This window comes from Luteibacter sp. ME-Dv--P-043b, assembly GCF_030209605.1.
Lineage (GTDB): Bacteria > Pseudomonadota > Gammaproteobacteria > Xanthomonadales > Rhodanobacteraceae > Luteibacter.
Map to the genome: position 1 here is coordinate 131,856 of NZ_JARVRT010000003.1, position 20,677 is coordinate 152,532.

Consider the following 20,677-nt stretch of genomic DNA (forward strand, 5'->3'; position numbering starts at 1 on the left):
TCGCGAAACAATCTCCTGAAAAGCCGCGCAACGCATTCAGGGGACTCAATCTTGGCTACTTCCATCATCGTCGGGTATCGCCCCTTTCCCGGCCGCACCGATCTGGTCGTCAGTATCCTTCTGGAGACCTACAAGGTGATGCAGCGCGCCGGGCTGATCACCGCGCGTCGCCCCTGGATCATGCGTAGCGAGGAGGGAAACGTGGTGGCGGCCTTCGACATGACCGACGAATACTCCTTCGCCGCTTCTGAGAAAATCCGTGAGGTGAGCATGCTGCGCGCCCGCCTGATGGGCGTGGCCGAGCGCGTGCCGCTGTCCGGGCTGCGCGAGAGCAACGACCCCTACGCCGAGTTCGAGACCAGCAACGATTACCCGGCGGTCGACACGCCGCGCATCGCCGATGCGCAGGGCTGACGGTCAGATGTTGCCGTAGACCGCTTCCAGTTGCGCCACCGCCTGGTTGACCCGCTGGATGCCGGAGGACTGTGCCACGGCACTTTCGCTGATCGTGCTGGTCACCTGGGTCACGTTGGCGATGGAAGCGACGATCTCGTCCATCGTTCGACCCGCCGTGCCGACCAGGCTCGCGCCTTCCTCGACGCGCCCCCGGGCATCGCCGATCAGCTGATGGATCTGCTTGGATGCGCTGGCGCTGCGCACGGCCAACTGGCGCACTTCGTCCGCCACCACGGCGAAGGCCCTGCCGCTCTCGCCGGCACGCGCGGCTTCGATCGACGCATTGAGCGAGAGCAGGTTGGTCTGGAACGACAGCGCATCGATCAGCTCGAGGATGTCCTCGATCGACCGCGTGCCTTCCTGGATGCCGCCCATGGTGCGGACCACGTCGCGCATGACCTCGCCGCCACGCTCGGCGGCCTGCCGGGCGCCGGAAGCCAGTTGCTCGGCGTTGCCGGCCTTGCTGGCGTTGTCGACCACGGCGCCGGACAGGGACACCACCTCGCGTTGCAGCGTCTGCGCGGCCAGGGTCTGCGCGGTGATGTCGGTGGCGTACTTGATGACCTTCATCGGCACGCCGTTGAAGTCGAGGATGGGGTTGTAGGTTGCCTGGATCCACACCACGCGACCGTCGCGGCCGAGCCGCCGGTACAGGGCCGCGGCATGGCGCCCCTCGCGCAACCGAGCCCAGAAGGCCGCGTAGCCGGGCGACGACGCTTCATCGGATTCGACGAACATGCGGTGATGTCGCCCGACCACCTCGTCACGCGCATAGCCCATGGCGCTAAGGAAGTTCTCGTTGGCGTCGAGGATGGTGCCGTCCAGGTCGAACTCGATAGTGGCCTGGGCCCGGTCGATCGCCTGCAGGCGGCCGTCCATGTCGGCCGCCGCGATGCGCTGCGCCGTGACATCGGTGGCGTACTTGATCACGCTGACGACCTGACCGCCCCGATCGAACAGCGGGTTGTACGACGATTGCAGCCACACGTCGCTGCCATCCTTGCGCCGGCGTCGATACAGCCCTGTATCGCTGCGGCCGGTGCGCAGGGCGGCCCAGAAGGCCGTGTACGCATCCGTGTCGGCTTCGTCACCGGCGACGAACATGCGGTGATGGGCACCGCGGATCTCGTCCAGCCGGTAGCCCATCGTCTCGAGGAAGAGCGCATTGGCGTGACGCACGTGGCCGTCGGGGGTGAATTCGATGACGGCCTGGACCTTGTCCAGTGCGGCGAGCTTGCCCTGGGAGGCGCGATGTCTCTCGAACCAATGGCGAATCATCGAAAAGCCTGAAGTGTGACTTGCGTCACTTATCGGCGGTACATGGGCTTACTTAAGAATAAAAGTGATGGAATCGGTAGGTTCGCTACCTTTTCGTTCAGGTTCGGAGCGTCGTCGGCATCCGGAACATGAAGCAGGTGCCCGCCTCCTTCGACGAGGTCACCGTGAGCGTCGCGCCATGGCCGCGGGCGATTTCCGAGGCGATGTACAGGCCCAGACCCAGGCCGGGCCGGGGCTGTGAACTATCCGGCCGGAAGAACGGATGGAACAGGCGATCCAGCGTCTGCGGATCGATCGGGTCACCGAAGTTGGTGACCGCCAGCGTCACCGCGCAACCCTCGTCCTTGCCTTCGACCAGGATGGGCCGACGGGTATCGCCATGGGTGATCGCGTTGTTGACCAGGTTGGCGATGAGCTGCTGCATGCGCTTGAGGTCGAAGCGGAGCGGACGGTTCACGCTCCAGCTCGCGCGGATATCCGCCTCGGGATGCGCCTGGCGAATCTCCGCCAGCACGCGCTCCGCGGCCTCGGCCAAGTCGTCGCGTACCTGCGTCGTCACGGGGATGCCCGCCGCCAGCCGCGCGCGGGCGAAATCCATCACGTCGTCGATGAGGTCCGCCATGCGGCGCGTGCTGGCCGCAATGAGCCCGGCCAGGCGTTGCGCGCGTGGCGGCAGGTTCATCGACTGCAGCGACTCGGCAGCCATGCCGGCGGCCTGCACCGGGCTGCGCAGGTCGTGCCCGACCACGGCAAGGAACTGCTCCCGTAGCACGCCGTCGTCCACCTCTTCCCGCAGCGCCTGTTCCGCGTCATTCACCCGGTCCTCCAGCGCCAGCTGGGCGGCGATCAACTCGCCGAACAGGGTCATCTCGGCGGCAAGACCTTTCTCGTCGAGGGTGACCGGGCGCGAATCGATGGCGCACAGGGTGCCGAAGAACTGGCCATCCACCGTGAAGATCGGCACCGAGGCATAGCTTTCGAGCTTGTAGAAGCGTGGCGTGTGGTGGTCGGCGTAAACCGGATGGGCGCTGGCATGGCCGAACACCACCGGCTCATGGTGCTGGCGGATCTCGTCGCAGATGGTGCTGCCCAGTGCGAGATCGTCGCCGGCGCCGAGGCCGAAACCGAGGTCGTCGCGAACGGCGCAGGCCGTCCAGCGGTTGTCCGTGACCCGTGCCACCGCGGCGAAACGCATGCCCGTGCGGCGGACCACGGCGTCGAGGATACGGGGCACGACCGACAGGCGCGCCACCGCCCCGATCAGGGGATCGTCCAGGGTGGCAAGGGAGGAGCGAACCTGAGGCATGACTCGATTCTACCAGTATGAACAAGCGTTAAGCTCATTCACCCGCCAGCGCGTTTCCTTGCGATGGCTTGCCTTGCCTGGTCCAGCGCATCCGCCGACACCTCGTCGGCGTCACGCGTAGCATCGATGAGGGCCGTATGCGGCAAGGCCATATCGCGGAAGATCGCACGGCAGCGGTCGAGGTTGTCCGCCGTCTCGAAGTGATTCGGCTTATCGCCGCGCAGGCGTATGCGCGCCAGGCCAACCTCCGGAGCAAGGTCGAGCAGAAGCAGAAGGTCGGGGCGGGGTGCGAAGGCGTTGGCCTGCATCAGGTCGTCGATGCCGAGGCCGGCAGCGCCCTGGTAGGCCACGTTAGACGGGAAATAGCGGTCGAGGATGACGATCTCACCGCGGGCCAGCGCGGGGGCGACCAGTTCGTCTACATGTTGCCGGCGATCCAGGATCAGCAGGCGCAGCTCTTCCTCGGGGGTGAGCCGGCCGGTGGATGCCGAGGCGCGCATCTGCATGCCCCAGGGGCCGTTGGTCGGCTCCTTGCTGAGGTTGACCGTGCAACCGTCGACCGAAAGGGTATCGCGAAGGGTATGGGCGAGCGTCGTCTTACCGGCGCCGTCGATACCTTCGATGGCGATCAGCAGACCGCCGGGGATAGGGAGAGGTGCCATGGCCGGGATTTTAGCCGATCGGCCGGCGACTTTCACCGCACGCTAACGGATTTCCCCAGTCGCTCGAACGTCTTCTTGCCCGAGGGTGTGACGCTCCAGTAGCCCAGCTCGTCCTGGACGGCGAGACCGCGGCGCAACAGCGCCACGCACGCGGACTCATTCAGGCTGCTGACTGCCAGGTAGGCGGTCGAGCACAATTGCTGCAGGGCAAAGCGCGTCTGCTCGTCGAGCTGCGCCTCGTGCCGGGTCGTGTCATCCACTGCCATGCCTGATGTCCCCTTCGGTGTCACCGAAGGCGATTCTTGCCTCCGCTTGAGTTAAAACTTCGTGAGGGAATACTTAGGTAGCCGGCGAGCATCAGTGGAAGCCATTGACCAGGCCGCTCGCCTTGTCCTTCGTCAGGTTCAGCCCCTGGCCGCTGAAAGTTGCCAGGCTGGTCATCCGGTCGGCGATATCCACGCCGACCAGGCCCGCGGTATCCGGGTCCACGCTCAGCGCGAAAGGCACGGACGGGAACTGCACGTAGTCACGGCTGGCATTCCATTGGGGATGGCCACCCAACGCCGCCATCAGGCCGTCGATCTTCGTTCCGGCCGGTTGTCCCAGCAGGGCGAACGGCAAGGGCGCCTTGGCATTGGCAAACGTCGAAATGGCAGTGACCTTGTCCTGCTGGATGCGGACGCGGAGCTGGCTGTAGGCGATCTGGTCGGCGGTCACCGGCTTTCGGGCCAGCTGCGCGTTGAGGTCGCGGGGATAGACATAAAGCAGGTCGGCGGTGCCGGGATGATCCTTCGCGGTGCGCTCTTTGTCCGGCGCACCCATGGCGGCCAGGACCTGGCTGCGGGTCATGCCGAGCGCCAGTGGGCCGAGGTGCGTGCACGCATCGGGCAGGGTGGCGTGGGCGCTGGTATCGACGGTGTCGTTCGCGGTCGCGAATTCATGGTGGAGGGCGCCGACGCAATCGTCCGCCATGCCGTTGGCATGCACCGGGAAGGCGACGATGCCGAGGACGAGCAGACCGTACAGGGGGATGATGTGGCTTCTCACGCGAATCTCCAGGCGGCGTATCGGAAGGGAGGGGCCGGAAACGGTTCCCGGCCCCGGCGAACTCAGTTCCCGTGCCAGCCTTCACGATGCCCGTAGGCCGTGATGAAGGCATTCTGCTGCGCACCGGTCAGGGAACTCCACTGCGCGGAGGGCGACAGGCCCGAGTTGTTCGTGATGGTCGTGATCATCTCGGCCGTGGGGTTCTCGCTAGGCGGAGACCACGTGGTGATGATCTGGCTGAGGGTAGCCGTACCACCCGCATTGTTGTTGATACGGTCCATGTTGGCTACGGCGGCATCCAGACCTGCCTGCGGGCTGGCGAAGATGGCGAAGCCACGATCGTCGCCGAGTGAACCGTTGTTCGTCGCGACCGTGCCCGAACGGATGTCGAGCGGGTTGTTGTCGCGGTTGGGGTGGGTCCCCGTGATGGACTGCGTGGAACCGTCGGCGGCCGTGTAGGTTACGGTCGTGCCGGACGCCGATGCGGCTGTGGCCGGGTTGGCATTGCTGCCGGCGCCACCGTCGCCTTCGCCGCCGTCGCCATCGCCACCATCACCGTCGCCGCCGTCACCCTCGCCACCATCTCCCTCGCCGCCTTCGCCGCCTTCACCTCCCTCACCGCCTTCTCCACCCTCACCACCTTCACCACCTTCGCCGCCTTCGCCACCCTCACCGCCTTCGCCACCCTCAGCGATCGGCTCCTCGTACTCGTTGGTGGTGTGCACCGCACCGGCCTTGTGGATCGCCGCATGGTGGTGCGCCTTCTTGGCGTGGTGCACTTTCTTGTGCGCCTTGGCGTGATGGATGGATGTGGACAGCGGATGGGCGCCGATGGATGCGCGCATACCGCCTGCCACCATATCGATTTCAATGATGTCGAGCGTTCTCATGGTGATCCCTTGATACATGGTTGCGGGGAAAGAGCCGTCCTCGCGTCGGCTGACCCGTGTCACGCCGCGCAGGGGCAGCGCCACACGGGTCGGTTTCCTCGACCGGGTAGCGCGCTACGACACGGCACGCAGATCGTGTGGCTGCGTGCCTTGCACGGCATCGTCCGGACGCTCGAAGGCATAGAGGTGGTTCATATAGGTCGAGACGAAGATGCGCCGACCGTCGGGCGAAACCGCTACGCCGTTGGTCACCGCATCCGGAAGTTGCAGGATGCCTTTCACCTGCAACGTGTCGATGTCGATCTCGTAGACCTTGCCGCCGTTGCTGCCTACGATGATCCGGTTGCCGATCCGCCGCGGCGAGGCATAGACGCGCGAGCGCAGGTTGATCTTCGCCACCAGCTGCATGGTGTCGACATCGATCACGTACAGGTGCCGGTCGCCCGAGCCGCAGAACAGCTTGTTGCCGGCGAACAGGGGCGTCGTGTAGCAGATTTCGTCCGTTTTCCACTCGCCACGTTTTTCACCGGTTTCGACATCCAGGATGTAGATCGATTTGTCGAACGAGGCAAAGGCGGTGAGCTTGCGCGCCTCGTCCACGGCGGGCGCGTATTTCACGGAGCGGCGCGTGGGGAAACGCCAGACGATGCGGCCCGTCCTGGCTTCCAGCGCCAGCGTCTCGTGATCGGCGCTGCCCCAGATGACCAGGTCGCCGCCTTGCCAGTAGCCGGGGGAGCCGTGTTGCAGTTTCTCGACCTGGTGTTCCCAGATCTTCTCGCCGGTATCCATGTCGTAGGCACCCAGGCTGCCCTGGGCCCAGGGGCGCACGTATTCCACGCCGACACAGATCAGGTTGTGCCGGGCCACGACCAGCGGCGATGCACCGACCCACTCCCCGTCGGGGTGAGTCCAGATTTCCTCGCCGCTGTGCGCGTCCAGGCAATAGACCGTGCCGTTGTAGGCGCCGAAATAAAGCCGGCCGTCGTGGTAGGCGGGGCAGGACCATATGCCTTTTTTCGTGTACGCGGCACCGGTGACCGCGTACTCCCAGACCAGGCCGCCCGTCTCGGCGGAAAACGCCTGCATCTTCGCGGCGTCGCAGCCGCGGAAGATGAGGTTGTCGACCAGCAGCGGCGCCGATTTGGGAACGACGTGGAACGCGAAGCCTCCGGGTGTCGCGGTTCGCCACAGTTCGCGATAGGTCTGGGTGGGAAAGGGCGCGCGCACGTCGTCGGGAAGGTCGAAGTCCTTCAGCGTGAACAAGGTCTGCACCGTGATGCCGTGGGTGTCGCGCCAGGCCAGGCCCGCCCGGGAGACGAAATCCACCACCACGAACATCTCCGCGAGACGGTGCCCCGCCATGCCGATCACGGTACGCGCTTTTTCCGCACTGCTGCCGGAGTTGAGCGAATCGTCCACCAGGATGATCGGCAGGTCGAGCACGTCGCCTTCGATCGCGTTACCCATGCCGGTGGTCTTGCGATCCTTGCGGATGATGAAGCCGTTGACCGGGCCCCGTTCCGCGGGTGCGGTGAGCATCAGCGCCGTGAGCAACGGGATGGCCGCGGTTTCCAGGCCGCCAAGCTGGAACGGCTCGCGCGCGGCGTTGCGCTCCCAGAACGCATGCGCGATCTGGAGCAGGGTGTCGCGTTGCATGAACACACGACGCAGGTCGAACAGCCAGGTATAGGCGCCGCCCTTCTTCGTGATCAGCGGAATGTTTTCCGCCTGCGTGTGCAGTCCGATCGCCTGGATGGTGTTCCTGATCGCCTCGATGGTCATCGTCGATTCCGCGGTGGGTGTAACGAGGGGTGTCATGGCGAAGCCGACGCGTTAGACGTGGCGAGGAAGGCCTCGATGGGAGGCCCCCACGTGGCCGAGCCACCGCGCCCGAAGAACAGGTGATGCCCGTCGTCGCCATACGCGGCGGGCATGATGCGCTGCGCCTTGCCGCCCGCCTGGGTGAATGCCTGGTACATCGACGTCACCAGTTCCGGGTTGAAATAGCTGTCGTTGGGCGTGTAGATCCACAGCACCGGCGTGCTGGCCGTCGTCCCGAAGCGACGCGCGGCCTCCACCAGCCTGTCGGCATGGCAGTTGGTGTTCGGCGTGCCGTGAAAGTGACCGCCGCGCCCACCGGCCATGTCGATGAAGGCGGCCACCTGCGGATGCGGCATGCTGTCGTAGGCCAGGGTGCCCCAACCGCCGGCGGACTGGCCCACCACGACCACGCCGCTGGGCGCATACCCAGGCAGTGCCGTCACGAAATCGACGATGGTCTTGATCTGGCGCGCGGTCTCCATGCCTGCTTTGTAGTAATCGGCGTTGTCACAACCATCGTAGCCTTCCGTCCACGGGCCGCCCGTCGCGCCATAGCCCAGCCGCAGCGCAAGCACGACCGCGTAATGCCGTTGCATGAACCACTGCACGGATTCCGCCCGGCAGTTGGCCAGCGTCATGTGGGGACGATCCGCCGCATCGGGGGGCGATCCATGGTTGATGACCACCAGCCGTGGACGCGTCACGCCTTCCGGACGGCACAGGCGTCCCTGCATCGTCCACGCCTGGCCGGTGTCGTCGCGTATCGGAATGTGCAGCGCATCGCCCTCGTCGCCATGCAGCGAAGCGATGTGTTCCGCCGCCGCCGCCGCCGGCCCCGATGCGACGCCGAGCCAAAGTGTCGCGAGCAGCAGCGAAAGGGTGCATGGACTGTGTCGCATCGTCGTGTTCATCCTGGAGGGCATCCCGCCGGTCAGCGGCGGATGCGTCGCATATGGAACGACAACGTCGTGCATAACGTGGGGCACTCCCGCGCGGGCGCCCGCGAAGCACGCACGATCGATCCGTCGAACAGCAGCAGCCGACCGGGCCGCGGGCGGACGGAAATGCATTCGCGCGCCGCATCGTAGAAGACCGTTTCACCCGCCCAGCCGTCCTTCCATTCCGCATTGGTATAGACCAGCGCGACCAGTTCGTGGTCGGACGGCTTCGCGGTGTGATGTGCCTCACCGTCCATGCCGTACGTATGGCCGTTGGCATAGGCCCGCACCAGGCCGTAGTCCGGCGCCAGCTCTTCGCGGATGTGCACCCATATCTCGTTGAGCGCCTGCAGGCCTGGCGTGGCGTTGAGCACGTCGTCGTGGATCGCCCGTTCCAGCGGATTGCGGCTACCGCACAGGTGCGTGTGCCACGACGGATGGGTGTCTCCCAGCAGGCCTGGGTAGATGCCGTACGACCAGCTGGCCTGGCCCGGCATGAGCGCAGGCACCTGCGCCACGTCGAGGAAGTGGTTGACGACCTTCAGGGATGACGGTTCCGGCGACGACACCATGGTTACCTCGTGGATTCGTGGATGAAGCGGGCGGGCGGCGCAACGGCCGCGTCGCGTGGGCGTATGGCGCCGTCGACGAGTTCCAGGACACGATCGGCGTGGGCGATGGTCTCCGGACGATGCGCGATGACGATGCGCGTGATGTTCAAGGCCTTGATCGCCTGGTTGAGCTGGCGCTCCATGGCCACGTCGAGGTGGCTGGTCGCCTCGTCCAGCACCAGGATCTGCGGACGACGATAGAGGGCGCGCGCGAGGAAGAGCCGTTGCTGTTGCCCGCCTGACAGGGACGAGCCCATGTCGCCGACCAGGCTGTGGTAGCCCATCGGCATCGCGACGATATCGTCGTGCACGCCGGCGATGCGCGCCGCGGCTTCGATGTCGTCCTGCGTGGCGAGGGCATCGAACAGGCTGATGTTCTCGGCGATGGAGCCGGTGAAAAGCTGGTCGTCCTGCATGACGCTGCTGGTCATGGAGCGATACGTGGCCTTGCCCAGCCGGCGCAGGTCCATGCCACCGATCTCGATACTACCTTGCTGTGGATCGAGCAAGCCAAGGAGCAGGCGGATCAGGGTGCTCTTGCCGCAGCCCGAGGGTCCGACGATGGCCACCGATTCGCCCGGCCGCACCTCGAAGCTGCACTCGCGCAGTATCCACGGTTCGCCTTCGGCGTAGCGAAAGCCCACCTTCTGGAAAGCGACCCCCGCCGTGGGCAAGGGGCCTACGTGTTCGCTGGTGGCATAGGCCTCGGGCGCGGTGAGGACGATGTCGGCAAGTCGCTCCGCCTGCAGCCGCAGCATGCGCAACTCGATGGTGTAGTCGATCAGGCTGGCGACGCGGCTGCTGAACTGGTCGCCATAGGCTACGAAGGCCGTCAGCATGCCCACGGTGAACTGGCCCTTGAGCCCCAGCCATGCACCGATCCAGAGCACGCCCAGCCGCTGGCCACCCGTGGCCAATCCTTGCAGGGCGGTGAAAAGCATGTCCAGGCGCTGCACGGCGATCGACGTGTTGAGCGTTTCCGCCGCCGCGTTGAGGTAACGCGAGGTCTGCGCCGCTTCCTGGTTGTGCAGGCGGATGGTTTGTACGCCGCGTACCGCTTCGAGGAACCGGCTGTGCTGCCGGGCGCTCACGGTGATCTGGCTGAGGTTGGCCTCGCGATAGATCCTGAAATACAGCAGGCGCAGGCCCGCGTAGATGGCCGCGGCGCCGATGGTGACCGCCGCCAGCAACGGGCTGTAGATGAACAGCACCACCAGCGTGACGCTGGCCAGCAGGCCGTCCAGCATGATCTCGACGAAGCGCGTGGTCAGGGTCTGCTGGATGGTGTCGATGGCGCCGAAGCGCGAGACGATGTCACCCAGGTGGCGCGAACCGAAATACGCTTGCGGCAGGCGGATGAGGTGCGCGAAGACGTTGCCGGTCCAGCCCAGGTTGAAGTGCGTGCTCAACCACATCACCGTCCAGCTGCGCAGCGCGGAGACCAGCGTCTCGAGCACGATCAGCAGGGCGAAACTCAAGCCGAGAAACGTGAGCAGGTCATGGTCGCCGTCGGCGATCACCTGGTCCACGACCAACTGCATGAACAGCGGCGCCAGCAGGGCGAACAATTCCAGCACCAGCGCCAGACCGAAGATCTGAACCAGGCCGCGCCCCAACCCGCGGACCGACCCAGCCAGCGAGCGCAGGGATACCGGCGGGGGCGCCTGTTGCCTCTGGAACGTCGGGCCCCGGGAAAACTCGATCGCCACGCCGGTGAAGTGCCGCGCCACATCGGCCGCACTGAGCGTGCGCACGCCCACGGCCGGATCGTGGATCACGACCTTCCGCTTGCCCACATGGCGCAGCACGACGAAGTGGTCCATGTCCCAATGCAGCACGCAAGGCGTCTGCAACTGGGCCAGTTCTTCCATCTCCAGTTGCAGCGGTCGGCATTGCAGGCCCAGGGTGTGGGCGATGTCGAGCAGGCGGCGCGCGGTCATGCCCTTGAGCGACAACGTGAACCGTCGGCGCATGGCTGGAAGGTCGGTCTGGTGCCCGTGGTACGCCGCGATCATGACCAGGCAGGCCAGGCCGCACTCGGCCGACTCCGCCTGTAGCACGCTGGGCAGCGCGCGTTCGCGCCCGAAGTGCAGCCCGTCGCTCACGCGCCGTTGCTCCAGCGATGGCCCATGCCGTAAAGCGGCTCGAAGATCCATTCGACGATGCGTCGTCGGTCCAGCAGCATGTCGGCTTCCAGCGCCATGCCCGGGCGCAGGGGTTCGTCGTGGCCGTAGGCGTTGACGCTCTGCGATTTCAGGTCCACGTGGGCCAGGTACAGGGAATCAGGCGAGGGCGACGTGCCGCCGCCCAGCAGCAGCGTGACTTCCGAGGGCGTGAGCGCGCTGCGCGACACGCTGGTCACCACGCCATGCTGCAGGCCGAACTTCTGGTAGGGAAACGACGGGTAGTGGAGCGTGACATCGGTGCCGGGGTGCACGAAACCGACCGCCTGGCTTGGCACGAGGATCTGCGCCTGGAGGTTGGAGCCGTCCGGCACGATCGACAGCAACGGTTGCCCCATGGCCACGGACGCGCCGGGCTTGACCGTTACCGACGACACGATGCCGCTGGAGGGTGCACGCAATTCACTGGCGCGACTGGCCTCGTTTTGCGCCAGGGCCTGTTCGATCTGCGACAGCTGTCGGCGCAGTTCGTTGAGTTTGGCCGACACGGCCAGCGGCAACTGGGTGAGCTGGTCGTCCAGCGCGGTCACCTGCTGCTGTGTACTGTAGCGTTGCTGCTGCAACGACTTCAGCTGGGATTCGTCGGCCAGCAGCGCGGATTGTTCCTGCTCCACCTGCAACGAGGAGATATAGCCTTTCGATACCAGGCCCGACCATTTGGTCACGAGTTCCTGGACGAGTGCCATCTGTTTTTTCTGGATGACGATCTGCGCATCGATCTGCGCCAGCTGGCCCTTCAGCAAACCCTGCTGCGTACGATTGTCGTCGGCCTGCTTGCCTTGCAGCGTGAGCGTGTCACGGATGTCCTGCGACAGGCTGACGGCTTCGTGCTGCAATTGCAGGCTTACGCCGGCCGCGGTATTGCCGAGCGATTTGCTGGTGCGCTCCCCGGACAGGGCGACCAACAGCTGGCCCTTCGTCACGCGGTCGCCTTCCACCACCGCCACGCGATCCACGATGCCGACGCTGTTCGCCGTGATGCCGATCAGGCCGGCCCGCGGGACCAGAAGGCCTGTCACGTGGACACGCTGCGTGTAATGACCGGTGAACAACCACGTCAGGATGGCAGCCCCGAGCACCAGTGCGAACACCGTCCATACCTGGGTAGAAACTGGCGTGGCCAGGCGCACGACACCCAACCACTCCTGGCTGCCCGCGTCGGTCAGTTGCTTGCGAAAAAGCGAGGTTTCCATGTCCCATCCATCCCTTCGGTCTTCGCGCAAGCACGGATAATCGCTGGCGGAATCGATCCCCTTTTTCGATGATGCCGCGACTTCCTGACGGGATTCTGACGCGAATCTTTCTTGAATCTGTCGGTGTCGAATTTACGATTTGCTGCGCTATGCTGCGGCCCTCGACGATGTCTTGCGGGCGGGGGCCTGATGCGAATTCTTTTGGTCGACGACGACGAGACGTTCGCGGTTGCCATGCGCCGCGGCCTGACCGACGAAGGATTTACCGTGGAACATGTCGTTTCCGCGGAGCAGGCGAGGGCATCGCTGGCGGTAGGCGATTTCGATCTGGCGGTGGTCGATACAGGCCTGCCTGGAGACGGTGGCAACGGTTTCCTCAAGGCACTACGCAAATCCGGCAATATGTTGCCGGTGGTGATGGTGGCTGCACGCGACTGCGTTTCCGATCGCATCGTGACGTTGGATCTGGGCGCCGACGATGTCCTCGTCAAGCCGTTTTCCCTGCTGGAACTGGCGGCGCGCTGTCGTGTGGTGGTCCGGCGCGTGCGTACGCTGGCCAGCTCCGAGCTGCGCGTGGGCGGACTTCACATGGATCTTTCCGGACGCATGGCATCCGTGGACAAGGTGCCGGTCGAACTGACCCGTCGCGAATGGTGCGTCCTGGAATCGCTGGCGTTGCGGGTGGGTCATGTCGTGAGCAAGGAAAAACTGCTGCACGCTATCGCATCGTGGGACTGCGACTCGTCCATCAACGCCGTGGAGATGCAGGTGTCGCGCCTGCGCGTCAAGCTGGGCGCCAGCGTGATGGTGCGTACCGTGCGCGGCGAAGGCTATCGCCTCGAACACGCGAACTGACGAAAAAAAACCACCCCCGCAAGACGGAAGTGGTTTTCATGTTTGGTGCCCGAGGCCGGAATCGAACCGGCACGCCTTGCGGCGGGGGATTTTCGTACCACTTCGGCTTTCGCCGCCGACACTTCCTTGCGAAAGCGACGTTCGTGGTCTGGAGCACGCCTTCACCGTAGCGCCGCGTTGGATCGCTTTGCCTTAGGTGCCCGCCGTCTGCTCTCTACACCTTCCGCCGGACCTTTCGGTGCCGGGGCTTGGCTCGGTATTAGCTCGGACTTGCGTCCAGGGCCTTCGCCGAGTTTGACGGGCTTCACCTCGGGGGTTTCCCCCTGAGGGCTCAATTTCTGGTCTGAGTCCCCTGCGTCTACCAGTTTCACCACTCGGGCCGACGCAAAACGTTACAACACGTGGATTATGCGGGATTCAATGGATCTGGTCGAGACCCAGCTTGCGCTCGTCGCGGTGGTACCAGTTGTCGCCCTCGGGATTGAACACCGCGCACTGGGTCATGCGGCCGGAGTAGATGTGCAGGCTGACCGCGACGGCATCGTCGCTGGGATTGCGGATGGTGTGGTACTCGTGCGGCGGGATCAGGCTGCCGGCGGAGCCGGGGCCGGCCTGGATCGAGCCCACGGCGCGGAACTGGTAGCGCTCCGCCTCGTGGCCGAGCAGTTCGTACTGGACGATTTCCAGCGCGCCGTTCCAGACGCCCTCCACGCACCACATGCCGCTGTGGTCGTGGATCAGGGTGCCCTGGCCTGGACCCCAGGTCATGGCGACCACGCTGTAACCGTGCTCGTCGCTGCGGTAGAGCTCGCGGCGGGCGTAGTGGTCGCCGGTGGACTCGAAGACGCAGGCTGGCAGGATGACTTCCTGCGAGCGGATCAACCGGCACAGCGCATTGCGCAGGGTGTCGGTGATGGCCGGGGTATCCGGCTGCACGACGGAGGCGTCGATCGCATCGATGAGCTTGCGGCTGCCGGGGAAGTCGACCGTGATCATGCGTTTTACCTCTGGCGGCGGATAGGGCGTGGCAATGCCCGATACCTTCCATGATAGCAGGGCGCGCCGCGCGCCAGCGTCACGATGCCTCAGAGCGACCCCAGGAAACCACCGATGGCCTGGCTGTAGCTGGCGATGTCGACCAGGAAGGCATCGTGGCCCTGGGGCGAGTCCAGTGCCACGAATTCCACGGCGGCACCGGCCGCTTCCAGGCCCCGGGCGATGGTTTCCTGTTGCTCCAGCGGAAACAGGATGTCGGTGCTGACGCCGATCACCAGCGCGCGCTGCACATGGATGCGTGCCAGGCCGCGCATGACGTCGCCTTCGCCGTGTTCGGCCATGTCGAACCAGTCGCTGGCGCGCGACAGATAAAGGTAGCTGTTGGGATCGAACTGGCGATTGAAACGCCGGGCGTGGCCTTCGAGATAGGACTCGACCTGGAACTCGAAACCGAACGGCTCGTTTTCCTCGCGCTGCTCGGCATCCAGGCGGATACGTGCGAAGCGGCCGTTCCATTCCATCGCGGAGCGGTACGTGATGACCCCGAGCTTGCGCGCGATGCTCATGCCGTGTTCCGGCCAGGCTTCATCGCCGTAGTTGCCGCCGTTCCAGTGTGGATCGAGGCGGATGGCCTCGCGCTGCAGGGAGCGGATGGCGATGGCGAACGGTTGTGCCTGCGGGGCCGTATCCACGCTGATGTGCGTGCGCACCGTGCCCGGGTGCAGCAGCATGAACGCCAGCGCGCTCATGCCGCCCATGGAGCACCCGACCAGGCAGGCCAGGCGCTCGATGCCCAGCCCGGCGAGGACGACCTCGTGCGCGGCGTTGGCGACGTCTTCCAGCGAAAGCTCGGGGAAGGTCAGGCGATAGGGCTGCCCGGTGGCGGGGTCGATCGACGCGGGGCAGGTGGAGCCCTTGTCGCTGCCCAGCGAGTTGACGCAGACCACGAACCAGCGGTCGGTGTCGAACGCCTTGCCGGGGCCGATCATCTCCTGCCACCAGCCCGGCGTGGGGTCCTCGTCGTTGGACGTGGCGTGCGCGCTGGGCGAGAGGCCGGTAAGGATGAGGATAGCGTTGTCGCCTGCTGCGGCCAGTGTGCCCCAGGTTTCGTAGGCAACGCACGCGCCGTGCAGTTCGCCGCCGCGCTTCATGCGGAACGGTGAGGAAAGTGCGTGGTAGCGGCGGGCGTCACCCATGGGTCGTTCCTTCGTTGGAGGCGGTCGATACTGCCACGGCCACCGTGGGCGCCAGGTCAGCGTGACGAGGCGGGTGCCGGTACCGGGGCGTGATCGCCGGCGCCGGCGCGCTTGTCGGCCTCGGCGATCTGCTGGGCCACCGCGTGGGCGACGTTGGAGTCCGGGTCCAGCAGCGGTTGCAGGCTGCGCCAGGTGGCGGCGGCTTCCGCGAAACGCTGCTGCTGGAACTGGGCGATGCCGAGCAGCCACAGGGCCTTCTGGTTCTGCGGGTTGTCGGTCACGGCCGCCTGCAGCAGGTCGAAGCCACGCCCGACGATGCGGTGATCGTCGCGCAGCAGCGAATCCGCTTCCGCCCAGCCGACCATGGCCGCACCGTTGTGGGCATCGGTGTCCAGCGCATGCTCATAGGCATCGCGTGCCTGGGCGGGCTGCTTGAGCATGGTGTAGGTCTGGCCCAGCAGGAGCCAGCCCGGCACATCGTCCGGGTGCGCCTTCAGGCGGGCCTGCAGCGCAGCAATGGCCTCGTCCACGTCCATGTCTTTGGGCGGCGCCACGCCAGACAGGGTGGCGGGCTTGCCCACGAGCAGGTAAATACCGACGCTGGCCAGCGGCAACAGCACGGCCAGGGCGACGACGAGTGCGAAGACGCCACGCGATCGCCCATGCAGGCGGCCCTGGCGAATCAGCGGAACGAGGATCAGCGCGAGGGCGACCAGCAGCATCGCAGTGGCGAGTAGATAGAACACGGTGCTCACCAGTCGTCCCCGGTATCGTGGGCCGGCATCTCGCCGCCGGCATGCTGGCGTGCGCGGCGGCGCACCTGGACGGCGACCAGCGTGCCGCCCAGAGCGAGCACCAGCAACGGGCCGAACCAGAGTAGCCAGGTCTTCGGCGACACCGGCGGTTCGTAGAGCACGAAATCCGAATAGCGCTCGACCAGGAAGGCCTTGATCTGCGCGTCGGTCTTGCCGGCCTGCATCATCTCGAAGATCTGCCGGCGCAGGTCGTGCGCGATGGGCGCGTTGGAGTCGGCCAGGGTTTCGTTCTGGCACATCGGGCAGCGCAGTTCCGCGCTCAGCGTCTGGAAGCGTACTTCTTCGGCGCGATCGCGGAAGGGGAGGGGCTGGATGGCCTGGGCCAGGGTGGGGAGGGTGAGGAGCAGCAAAAGCAGGGTTAGCGTGGCCTTGGATAGTGAGGCACGGAGCCATCGCGCACATCGTGCGCTCCTACCGAGCGAGTGCGGGTGCGGGCTTGGGGTCATGGGGCGGTCTCGTGGGAGAGCGCCTGCAGGGCGGGGCGGAATTCCTGGGTGACGACATCGGGCGTGATGGGGCCGACGTGCTTGTAGCGGATCACGCCTTTGCCGTCGATCAGGAAGGTTTCCGGCGCGCCATACACGCCGAAGTCGATGCCGACGCGCCCGTCGCGGTCGGCGATCACCACGTCGAACGGGTTGCCGTGCTCGCCTAGCCAGGCCGTCGCGTCGGCCGGGTCGTCCTTGTAGTCGAGCCCGATCAGCGGCAGGCCCAGGGCTTTCACTTCGCGGGACAGCACCGGGTGCTCGTGCACACACTCGATGCACCAGCTGCCGAACACGTTGAGGAAATACGGCTTGCCCAGCAACGAGGCCTTGTCGACGTGGCGATCGGGCTCGCCCAGCACGGGCAACGAGAACGCGGGCGCGGGCTTGTCGATCAGCGGCGAGACGATCTCGTGCTGGTCGTGCTGCGTGTTCCACCAGATGCCGAAGCCGAACAGGCCGCATAGCGCCAGGAAGACGAACAGGGGCATCAGGCGACTCATGCCGGCGACCCCGTGCCCGGCAACGCGGCAGGCGATTTCTTCGCACGGAAACGGCGGTCGCCGGCGGCCAGGAAGCCGCCCAGCATCATGATCAGTCCGCCCAGCCAGATCCAGCGCACGAACGGCTTGTAGTACAGCCGCAGCGCCCACGCGCCTTCGACGTCGGTGGCCTGCATCGGCTCGCCCAGGGCGACGTAGATGTCACGGAACAGGCCGGCATCGATGGCCGATTCCGTCTGCACCTGCCCGCGCGAGTAGGTGCGCTTCTGCGGTCGCACCGTGGCCAGCGTGGCGCCGTCGCGCTGGATGGCGACCGTGCCTTCGTCGGCGCGCCAGTTCGGGCCCTGCGTCTCGTGCACGCCGTCGAAGCGGAAGACATAGCCGGCGATGGACTGGGTGTCGCCCGGTGCCATGCGTACGTCGCGCTCCACGCTCAGCGATTCGGAGAGCATGACGCCGATCAGGAACACGGCGACGCCGGTGTGTGCCACCAGCATGCCGGCCATCTCGGCGGGATAGCGGCGACCGCGCGGCATCTCGCGCCAGCGCTTGATCACGTAGGACAGCGTGCCCACGGCCACCCAGGTGGCCCCGGCCACGCCGGCGATCGCCCGTGCGTGTCCCGCCGCGAACACGGCGGCGACGATCGCGCAGACCACCGCGGCGACGGCGGCGCGCGCGGCCATCGCGGTCAGCTGGCGACCTTCGGCGCGACCCCAGCGCAGGTACGGCCCGAACGGCAACAGCAAAATCGCCGGGGCCATCAGCGCGACGAAAAGGAAACCGAAGTACGGCGGCCCGACCGAGATGCGCCCCAGGTTCAGTGCATCGCCGATCAGGGGAAACAGCGTGCCCAGCAGCACCATGGCCGCCGCCGTGGTGAACAGCAGGTTGGCGACCATGATGCCGGTCTCGCGCGACAGCGCGGCAAACGGCTTGCCCGTCGCCACCTTGGGCGCACGCACTGCGTACAGCAGCAGCGAGCCGCCGATCACCACGATCAGGAAACCGAGGATGTAGAGGCCGCGGCGTGGATCGGAGGCGAAGGCGTGCACCGAGGTGAGCACGCCGGAGCGGACCAGGAAGGTACCCAGCAACGACAGGGAAAACGCGAACAGCGACAGCAGGATCGTCCACGCAGGCAGCGACCCGCGTTTCTCGGTCACGGCCTGGGCGTGGATCAGCGCGACGCCCACCAGCCAGGGCATGAACGAGGCGTTCTCGACGGGGTCCCAGAACCACCAGCCACCCCAGCCCAGTTCCGCGTAGGCCCACCAGCTGCCGGCGACGATACCCATGGTGAGGAATGCCCAGGACACGTTGGTCCACGGGCGCGCCCAGCGCACCCAGCCTTGTTCCAGCTCACCGCCAAGCAAGGCGGCAATGGAGAAAGCGAAGGCCACCGAGAAACCGACGTAGCCCATGTACAAAACGGGCGGGTGGAAGGTCATCCCCGGGTCCTGCAGCACCGGGTTCAGGTCGCCGCCGTCGCCGGGCATCGGCAGCTCGCGCAGGAACGGGTTGGAGGTGAACAGGATGAAGGCGAGGAAGCCGACGCCGATCAGGCCCAGTACGCCGATCACCCGGGAGACAAAGGGCGTGGGCAGGTGGCGGCTGAGCAAGGCCAGCGCCAGCGACCACACGTTGAGGATGAACACCCACAGCAGCATCGAGCCCTCGTGCGCACCCCAGACCGCGGTGACGCGGTAGTACCAGGGCAGGGCGAGGTTGGAGTTGTCCGCCACGTAGGCGACCGAGAAATCGAACGCCAGGAACGCGTGGATCAGCACGCCCATGGCGAGGAAGACGAACAACGCCTGCCCCACCGCGGCCGGGCGGGCCACGGCCATCAGCGCCGCGTTGCCGCGCCAGGCGCCCACGATCGGCAGGATGCCCTGGGCCAGCGCCAGCAGCAGCGCGAGGACGAGCGCGAACTGGCCCAGCTCCGGGATCATTCCGGCGTACCCGGTGCCATGGCCTTGTCGCCCATGGCCTTGTCGTCGATCTTGCGGTTCTCGTGTGCCTTGGCCATGGCGTCCTTCAGTTCCTTCGGCATGTAGTTCTCGTCGTGCTTGGCCAGCACTTCACTGGCGATGAAGCGCGCGTCGTCCATGCGGCCCGTGGCGATCACCGACTGGTTGTCGCGGAACAGGTCGGGAAGGATGCCGGTGTATTCCACGGGCATGGCGCCATCGGCGTCGACCACGATGAAACTGACCTTGAGGCTGTCCTTCGCCCGCTGGATGGAGCCGGCCTTGACCATGCCGCCGAGGCGGAAGTTGCCGTACTGGGTGGCCTGGCCCTGCTGCACCTGGCTGGGAGTGAAGAGGTAGTTCATGTTCCGCTGCAAGGCGAACACGGTGAGTCCCACGGCCACGATGGCGGCGAGGAGCACCGACACGACGATGGCGAGACGACGTTTACGGGTGGGGTTCATTACGGGGAGCGGTTCCGGGACGGCGGCGGTTTTCCTGGCGCGCGAGACGCGCGCGCAGGTCGCGCAGGTTGCGTCGACGCCTGGCCAGCGGGGCCAGGGTGTCGAACAGGAGGACCAGGAGGAAGACGGCGAGGGATGTCCACACGTAGACGCCGTAGGCGCCCATCGACAGGTCCGGTGTCATGCGGTGGCATCCTGCGTGGTCGTGCCCAGGGCGATGTCGCGCACCCAGGCCTTGCCGCCTTCCGCCACGACCAGTTCGGCGCGAACACGTGCGAACAGGCTGGCGACGTAGTAGAGCTTGGTGGCGGCCATCATGGTCAGCAACGGCCAGAGCATGCTGGCGTCGATATGCGAGGGGCCGAGCAGGCGGATGGTGGCGCCCTGGTGCAGCGTGTTCCACCAGTTCACCGAGAAATGCACGATGGGTACGTTCACCGCACCCACCAGCACCAGGAAGGACGCGGCACGCGCGCCCTGGCGCCGATCTTCGAACGAGCGATAGAGCCCGACGATACCCAGGTAGATGAACAGCAGCACCAGTTCCGAGGTGAGCCGCGCGTCCCAGGTCCACCACGTGCCCCACATCGGCTTGCCCCAGAGCGAGCCGGTGACCAGGGTGATGAGGGTGAATGCCGCGCCGACGAGCGCGGATTCCATCGCCACGGTTTCGGCCAGCTTGATCCGCCAGACCAGGCCGATGAACGCGGCAAGGGTCATGACGCCGTAGATGAAGAGGCTCATCCATGCGCTGGGCACGTGGATGAAGATGATGCGGTAGGCGTCGCCCTGCTGGTAGTCGGCCGGCGCCACGAACAGGCCACCGTAGAGCGCCACGGCGCCCAGCAGCACGGCCAGGCCCAGGGCCCACGGACGCACCGTGCCCGCGAAGCGGTAGAACACGGGGGGTGAGCCGAGCCGGTGCAGCCAGAGGGGAACCCAGTTAGCCATCGATCCTCGTTGCCGTTTGGTGCGAGAAGGGGTGAGTCCGGATTCCGTGCCCGA

At 66.1% G+C, this 20,677-nt stretch carries 21 protein-coding genes and 1 pseudogene; 2 read left to right on the plus strand and 20 right to left on the minus strand.

The window, feature by feature from the left end:
* Positions 1–51: 51 nt before the first annotated feature.
* Complete coding sequence (locus QRN34_RS02100; protein ID WP_285401514.1) at positions 52–414, plus strand: hypothetical protein; 363 nt, start codon at positions 52–54, stop codon at positions 412–414.
* A 3-nt stretch (positions 415–417) separates the two neighbouring features.
* Here the strand turns inward: QRN34_RS02100 and QRN34_RS02105 are convergent, their stop codons facing one another.
* From QRN34_RS02105 to QRN34_RS02155, 11 genes and pseudogenes are all read right to left on the minus strand, one after another.
* Positions 418–1,734, minus strand: coding sequence for a methyl-accepting chemotaxis protein (locus QRN34_RS02105; RefSeq protein ID WP_285401516.1), 1,317 nt, complete (start codon positions 1,732–1,734; stop codon positions 418–420).
* 97 nt (positions 1,735–1,831) lie between these two features.
* Positions 1,832–3,040 carry a GAF domain-containing sensor histidine kinase gene (locus tag QRN34_RS02110; RefSeq protein WP_285401518.1) on the minus strand — a complete coding sequence of 403 codons (1,209 nt, stop codon included), beginning with the start codon at positions 3,038–3,040 and terminating at the stop codon, positions 1,832–1,834.
* Between the two features lie 98 nt (positions 3,041–3,138).
* A pseudogene (gene tmk, locus QRN34_RS02115) lies at positions 3,139–3,702 on the minus strand (dTMP kinase); the annotation flags it as partial.
* Between the two features lie 32 nt (positions 3,703–3,734).
* Complete coding sequence (locus QRN34_RS02120) at positions 3,735–3,968, minus strand: hypothetical protein (RefSeq protein ID WP_285401519.1); 234 nt, start codon at positions 3,966–3,968, stop codon at positions 3,735–3,737.
* Positions 3,969–4,059: 91 nt separating this feature from the next.
* Entirely contained in the window at positions 4,060–4,749 is a 690-nt protein-coding gene (locus QRN34_RS02125) for a secreted signal peptide protein (RefSeq protein ID WP_285401520.1), read from the minus strand.
* 62 nt (positions 4,750–4,811) lie between these two features.
* The gene (locus tag QRN34_RS02130) at positions 4,812–5,723 is read right to left on the minus strand and encodes a hypothetical protein (RefSeq protein ID WP_285401521.1); all 912 of its coding nucleotides are present in this window, start codon (positions 5,721–5,723) and stop codon (positions 4,812–4,814) included.
* A gap of 30 nt (positions 5,724–5,753) precedes the next feature.
* Complete coding sequence (locus QRN34_RS02135; protein WP_285401523.1) at positions 5,754–7,457, minus strand: PQQ-binding-like beta-propeller repeat protein; 1,704 nt, start codon at positions 7,455–7,457, stop codon at positions 5,754–5,756.
* The gene (locus QRN34_RS02140; protein ID WP_285401525.1) at positions 7,454–8,359 is read right to left on the minus strand and encodes a hypothetical protein; all 906 of its coding nucleotides are present in this window, start codon (positions 8,357–8,359) and stop codon (positions 7,454–7,456) included. Before QRN34_RS02140 ends, QRN34_RS02135 begins: the two co-directional genes overlap by 4 nt.
* 32 nt (positions 8,360–8,391) lie before the next feature.
* Entirely contained in the window at positions 8,392–8,970 is a 579-nt protein-coding gene (locus tag QRN34_RS02145) for a hypothetical protein (RefSeq protein WP_285401527.1), read from the minus strand.
* 2 nt (positions 8,971–8,972) lie between these two features.
* Positions 8,973–11,114 (minus strand): peptidase domain-containing ABC transporter, encoded by a 2,142-nt coding sequence (locus QRN34_RS02150; protein WP_285401529.1) that lies wholly within the window; start codon positions 11,112–11,114, stop codon positions 8,973–8,975.
* Positions 11,111–12,385, minus strand: coding sequence for an HlyD family efflux transporter periplasmic adaptor subunit (locus QRN34_RS02155; RefSeq protein ID WP_285401531.1), 1,275 nt, complete (start codon positions 12,383–12,385; stop codon positions 11,111–11,113). Before QRN34_RS02155 ends, QRN34_RS02150 begins: the two co-directional genes overlap by 4 nt.
* A gap of 189 nt (positions 12,386–12,574) precedes the next feature.
* On the opposite strand from QRN34_RS02155, the gene QRN34_RS02160 reads away from it, so the two are divergent.
* Positions 12,575–13,240, plus strand: coding sequence for a response regulator (locus QRN34_RS02160; protein ID WP_285401533.1), 666 nt, complete (start codon positions 12,575–12,577; stop codon positions 13,238–13,240).
* Positions 13,241–13,657: 417 nt separating this feature from the next.
* On the opposite strand, the gene QRN34_RS02165 is transcribed toward QRN34_RS02160, so the two are convergent.
* The 9 genes from QRN34_RS02165 to QRN34_RS02205 all read right to left on the minus strand — a co-directional run bounded on the left by QRN34_RS02165 (position 13,658) and on the right by QRN34_RS02205 (position 20,623).
* The gene (locus QRN34_RS02165) at positions 13,658–14,236 is read right to left on the minus strand and encodes a cysteine dioxygenase family protein (protein WP_285401535.1); all 579 of its coding nucleotides are present in this window, start codon (positions 14,234–14,236) and stop codon (positions 13,658–13,660) included.
* Between the two features lie 89 nt (positions 14,237–14,325).
* Positions 14,326–15,432: a homoserine O-acetyltransferase gene (locus QRN34_RS02170; protein WP_285401537.1), complete on the minus strand. Its 1,107-nt coding sequence runs from the start codon at positions 15,430–15,432 to the stop codon at positions 14,326–14,328.
* A 56-nt stretch (positions 15,433–15,488) separates the two neighbouring features.
* Positions 15,489–16,187, minus strand: coding sequence for a tetratricopeptide repeat protein (locus tag QRN34_RS02175; RefSeq protein WP_285401539.1), 699 nt, complete (start codon positions 16,185–16,187; stop codon positions 15,489–15,491).
* Positions 16,184–16,693 carry a cytochrome c-type biogenesis protein gene (locus QRN34_RS02180; RefSeq protein ID WP_285401541.1) on the minus strand — a complete coding sequence of 170 codons (510 nt, stop codon included), beginning with the start codon at positions 16,691–16,693 and terminating at the stop codon, positions 16,184–16,186. The genes QRN34_RS02175 and QRN34_RS02180 overlap by 4 nt, the downstream gene beginning before the upstream one ends.
* Positions 16,690–17,235, minus strand: coding sequence for a DsbE family thiol:disulfide interchange protein (locus QRN34_RS02185; protein ID WP_285401543.1), 546 nt, complete (start codon positions 17,233–17,235; stop codon positions 16,690–16,692). Before QRN34_RS02185 ends, QRN34_RS02180 begins: the two co-directional genes overlap by 4 nt.
* On the minus strand, positions 17,232–19,190 hold the full coding sequence (locus QRN34_RS02190) for a heme lyase CcmF/NrfE family subunit (RefSeq protein ID WP_285401544.1): 1,959 nt from the start codon (positions 19,188–19,190) through the stop codon (positions 17,232–17,234). The genes QRN34_RS02185 and QRN34_RS02190 overlap by 4 nt, the downstream gene beginning before the upstream one ends.
* Positions 19,187–19,672, minus strand: coding sequence for a cytochrome c maturation protein CcmE (ccmE, locus tag QRN34_RS02195; RefSeq protein ID WP_285401546.1), 486 nt, complete (start codon positions 19,670–19,672; stop codon positions 19,187–19,189). Before ccmE ends, QRN34_RS02190 begins: the two co-directional genes overlap by 4 nt.
* Positions 19,656–19,856 carry a heme exporter protein CcmD gene (gene ccmD, locus QRN34_RS02200; protein WP_285401548.1) on the minus strand — a complete coding sequence of 67 codons (201 nt, stop codon included), beginning with the start codon at positions 19,854–19,856 and terminating at the stop codon, positions 19,656–19,658. The genes ccmE and ccmD overlap by 17 nt, the downstream gene beginning before the upstream one ends.
* Positions 19,853–20,623: a heme ABC transporter permease gene (locus QRN34_RS02205; RefSeq protein ID WP_285401549.1), complete on the minus strand. Its 771-nt coding sequence runs from the start codon at positions 20,621–20,623 to the stop codon at positions 19,853–19,855. Before QRN34_RS02205 ends, ccmD begins: the two co-directional genes overlap by 4 nt.
* Positions 20,624–20,677 lie beyond the last annotated feature (54 nt).

Coding starts and splice junctions, on each gene's coding strand:
- QRN34_RS02185 (WP_285401543.1), bottom strand. CDS start 17,235: ATGAGTCGCCTGATGCCCCTGTTCGTCTTCCTGGCGCTATGCGGCCTG.
- QRN34_RS02160 (WP_285401533.1), top strand. CDS start 12,575: ATGCGAATTCTTTTGGTCGACGACGACGAGACGTTCGCGGTTGCCATG.
- QRN34_RS02190 (WP_285401544.1), bottom strand. CDS start 19,190: ATGATCCCGGAGCTGGGCCAGTTCGCGCTCGTCCTCGCGCTGCTGCTG.
- QRN34_RS02165 (WP_285401535.1), bottom strand. CDS start 14,236: ATGATCACGGTCGACTTCCCCGGCAGCCGCAAGCTCATCGATGCGATC.
- ccmE (WP_285401546.1), bottom strand. CDS start 19,672: ATGAACCCCACCCGTAAACGTCGTCTCGCCATCGTCGTGTCGGTGCTC.
- QRN34_RS02205 (WP_285401549.1), bottom strand. CDS start 20,623: ATGGCTAACTGGGTTCCCCTCTGGCTGCACCGGCTCGGCTCACCCCCC.
- QRN34_RS02180 (WP_285401541.1), bottom strand. CDS start 16,693: ATGACCCCAAGCCCGCACCCGCACTCGCTCGGTAGGAGCGCACGATGT.
- QRN34_RS02140 (WP_285401525.1), bottom strand. CDS start 8,359: ATGCGACACAGTCCATGCACCCTTTCGCTGCTGCTCGCGACACTTTGG.
- QRN34_RS02105 (WP_285401516.1), bottom strand. CDS start 1,734: ATGATTCGCCATTGGTTCGAGAGACATCGCGCCTCCCAGGGCAAGCTC.
- ccmD (WP_285401548.1), bottom strand. CDS start 19,856: ATGACACCGGACCTGTCGATGGGCGCCTACGGCGTCTACGTGTGGACA.
- QRN34_RS02145 (WP_285401527.1), bottom strand. CDS start 8,970: ATGGTGTCGTCGCCGGAACCGTCATCCCTGAAGGTCGTCAACCACTTC.
- QRN34_RS02135 (WP_285401523.1), bottom strand. CDS start 7,457: ATGACACCCCTCGTTACACCCACCGCGGAATCGACGATGACCATCGAG.
- QRN34_RS02110 (WP_285401518.1), bottom strand. CDS start 3,040: ATGCCTCAGGTTCGCTCCTCCCTTGCCACCCTGGACGATCCCCTGATC.
- QRN34_RS02155 (WP_285401531.1), bottom strand. CDS start 12,385: ATGGAAACCTCGCTTTTTCGCAAGCAACTGACCGACGCGGGCAGCCAG.
- QRN34_RS02120 (WP_285401519.1), bottom strand. CDS start 3,968: ATGGCAGTGGATGACACGACCCGGCACGAGGCGCAGCTCGACGAGCAG.
- QRN34_RS02170 (WP_285401537.1), bottom strand. CDS start 15,432: ATGGGTGACGCCCGCCGCTACCACGCACTTTCCTCACCGTTCCGCATG.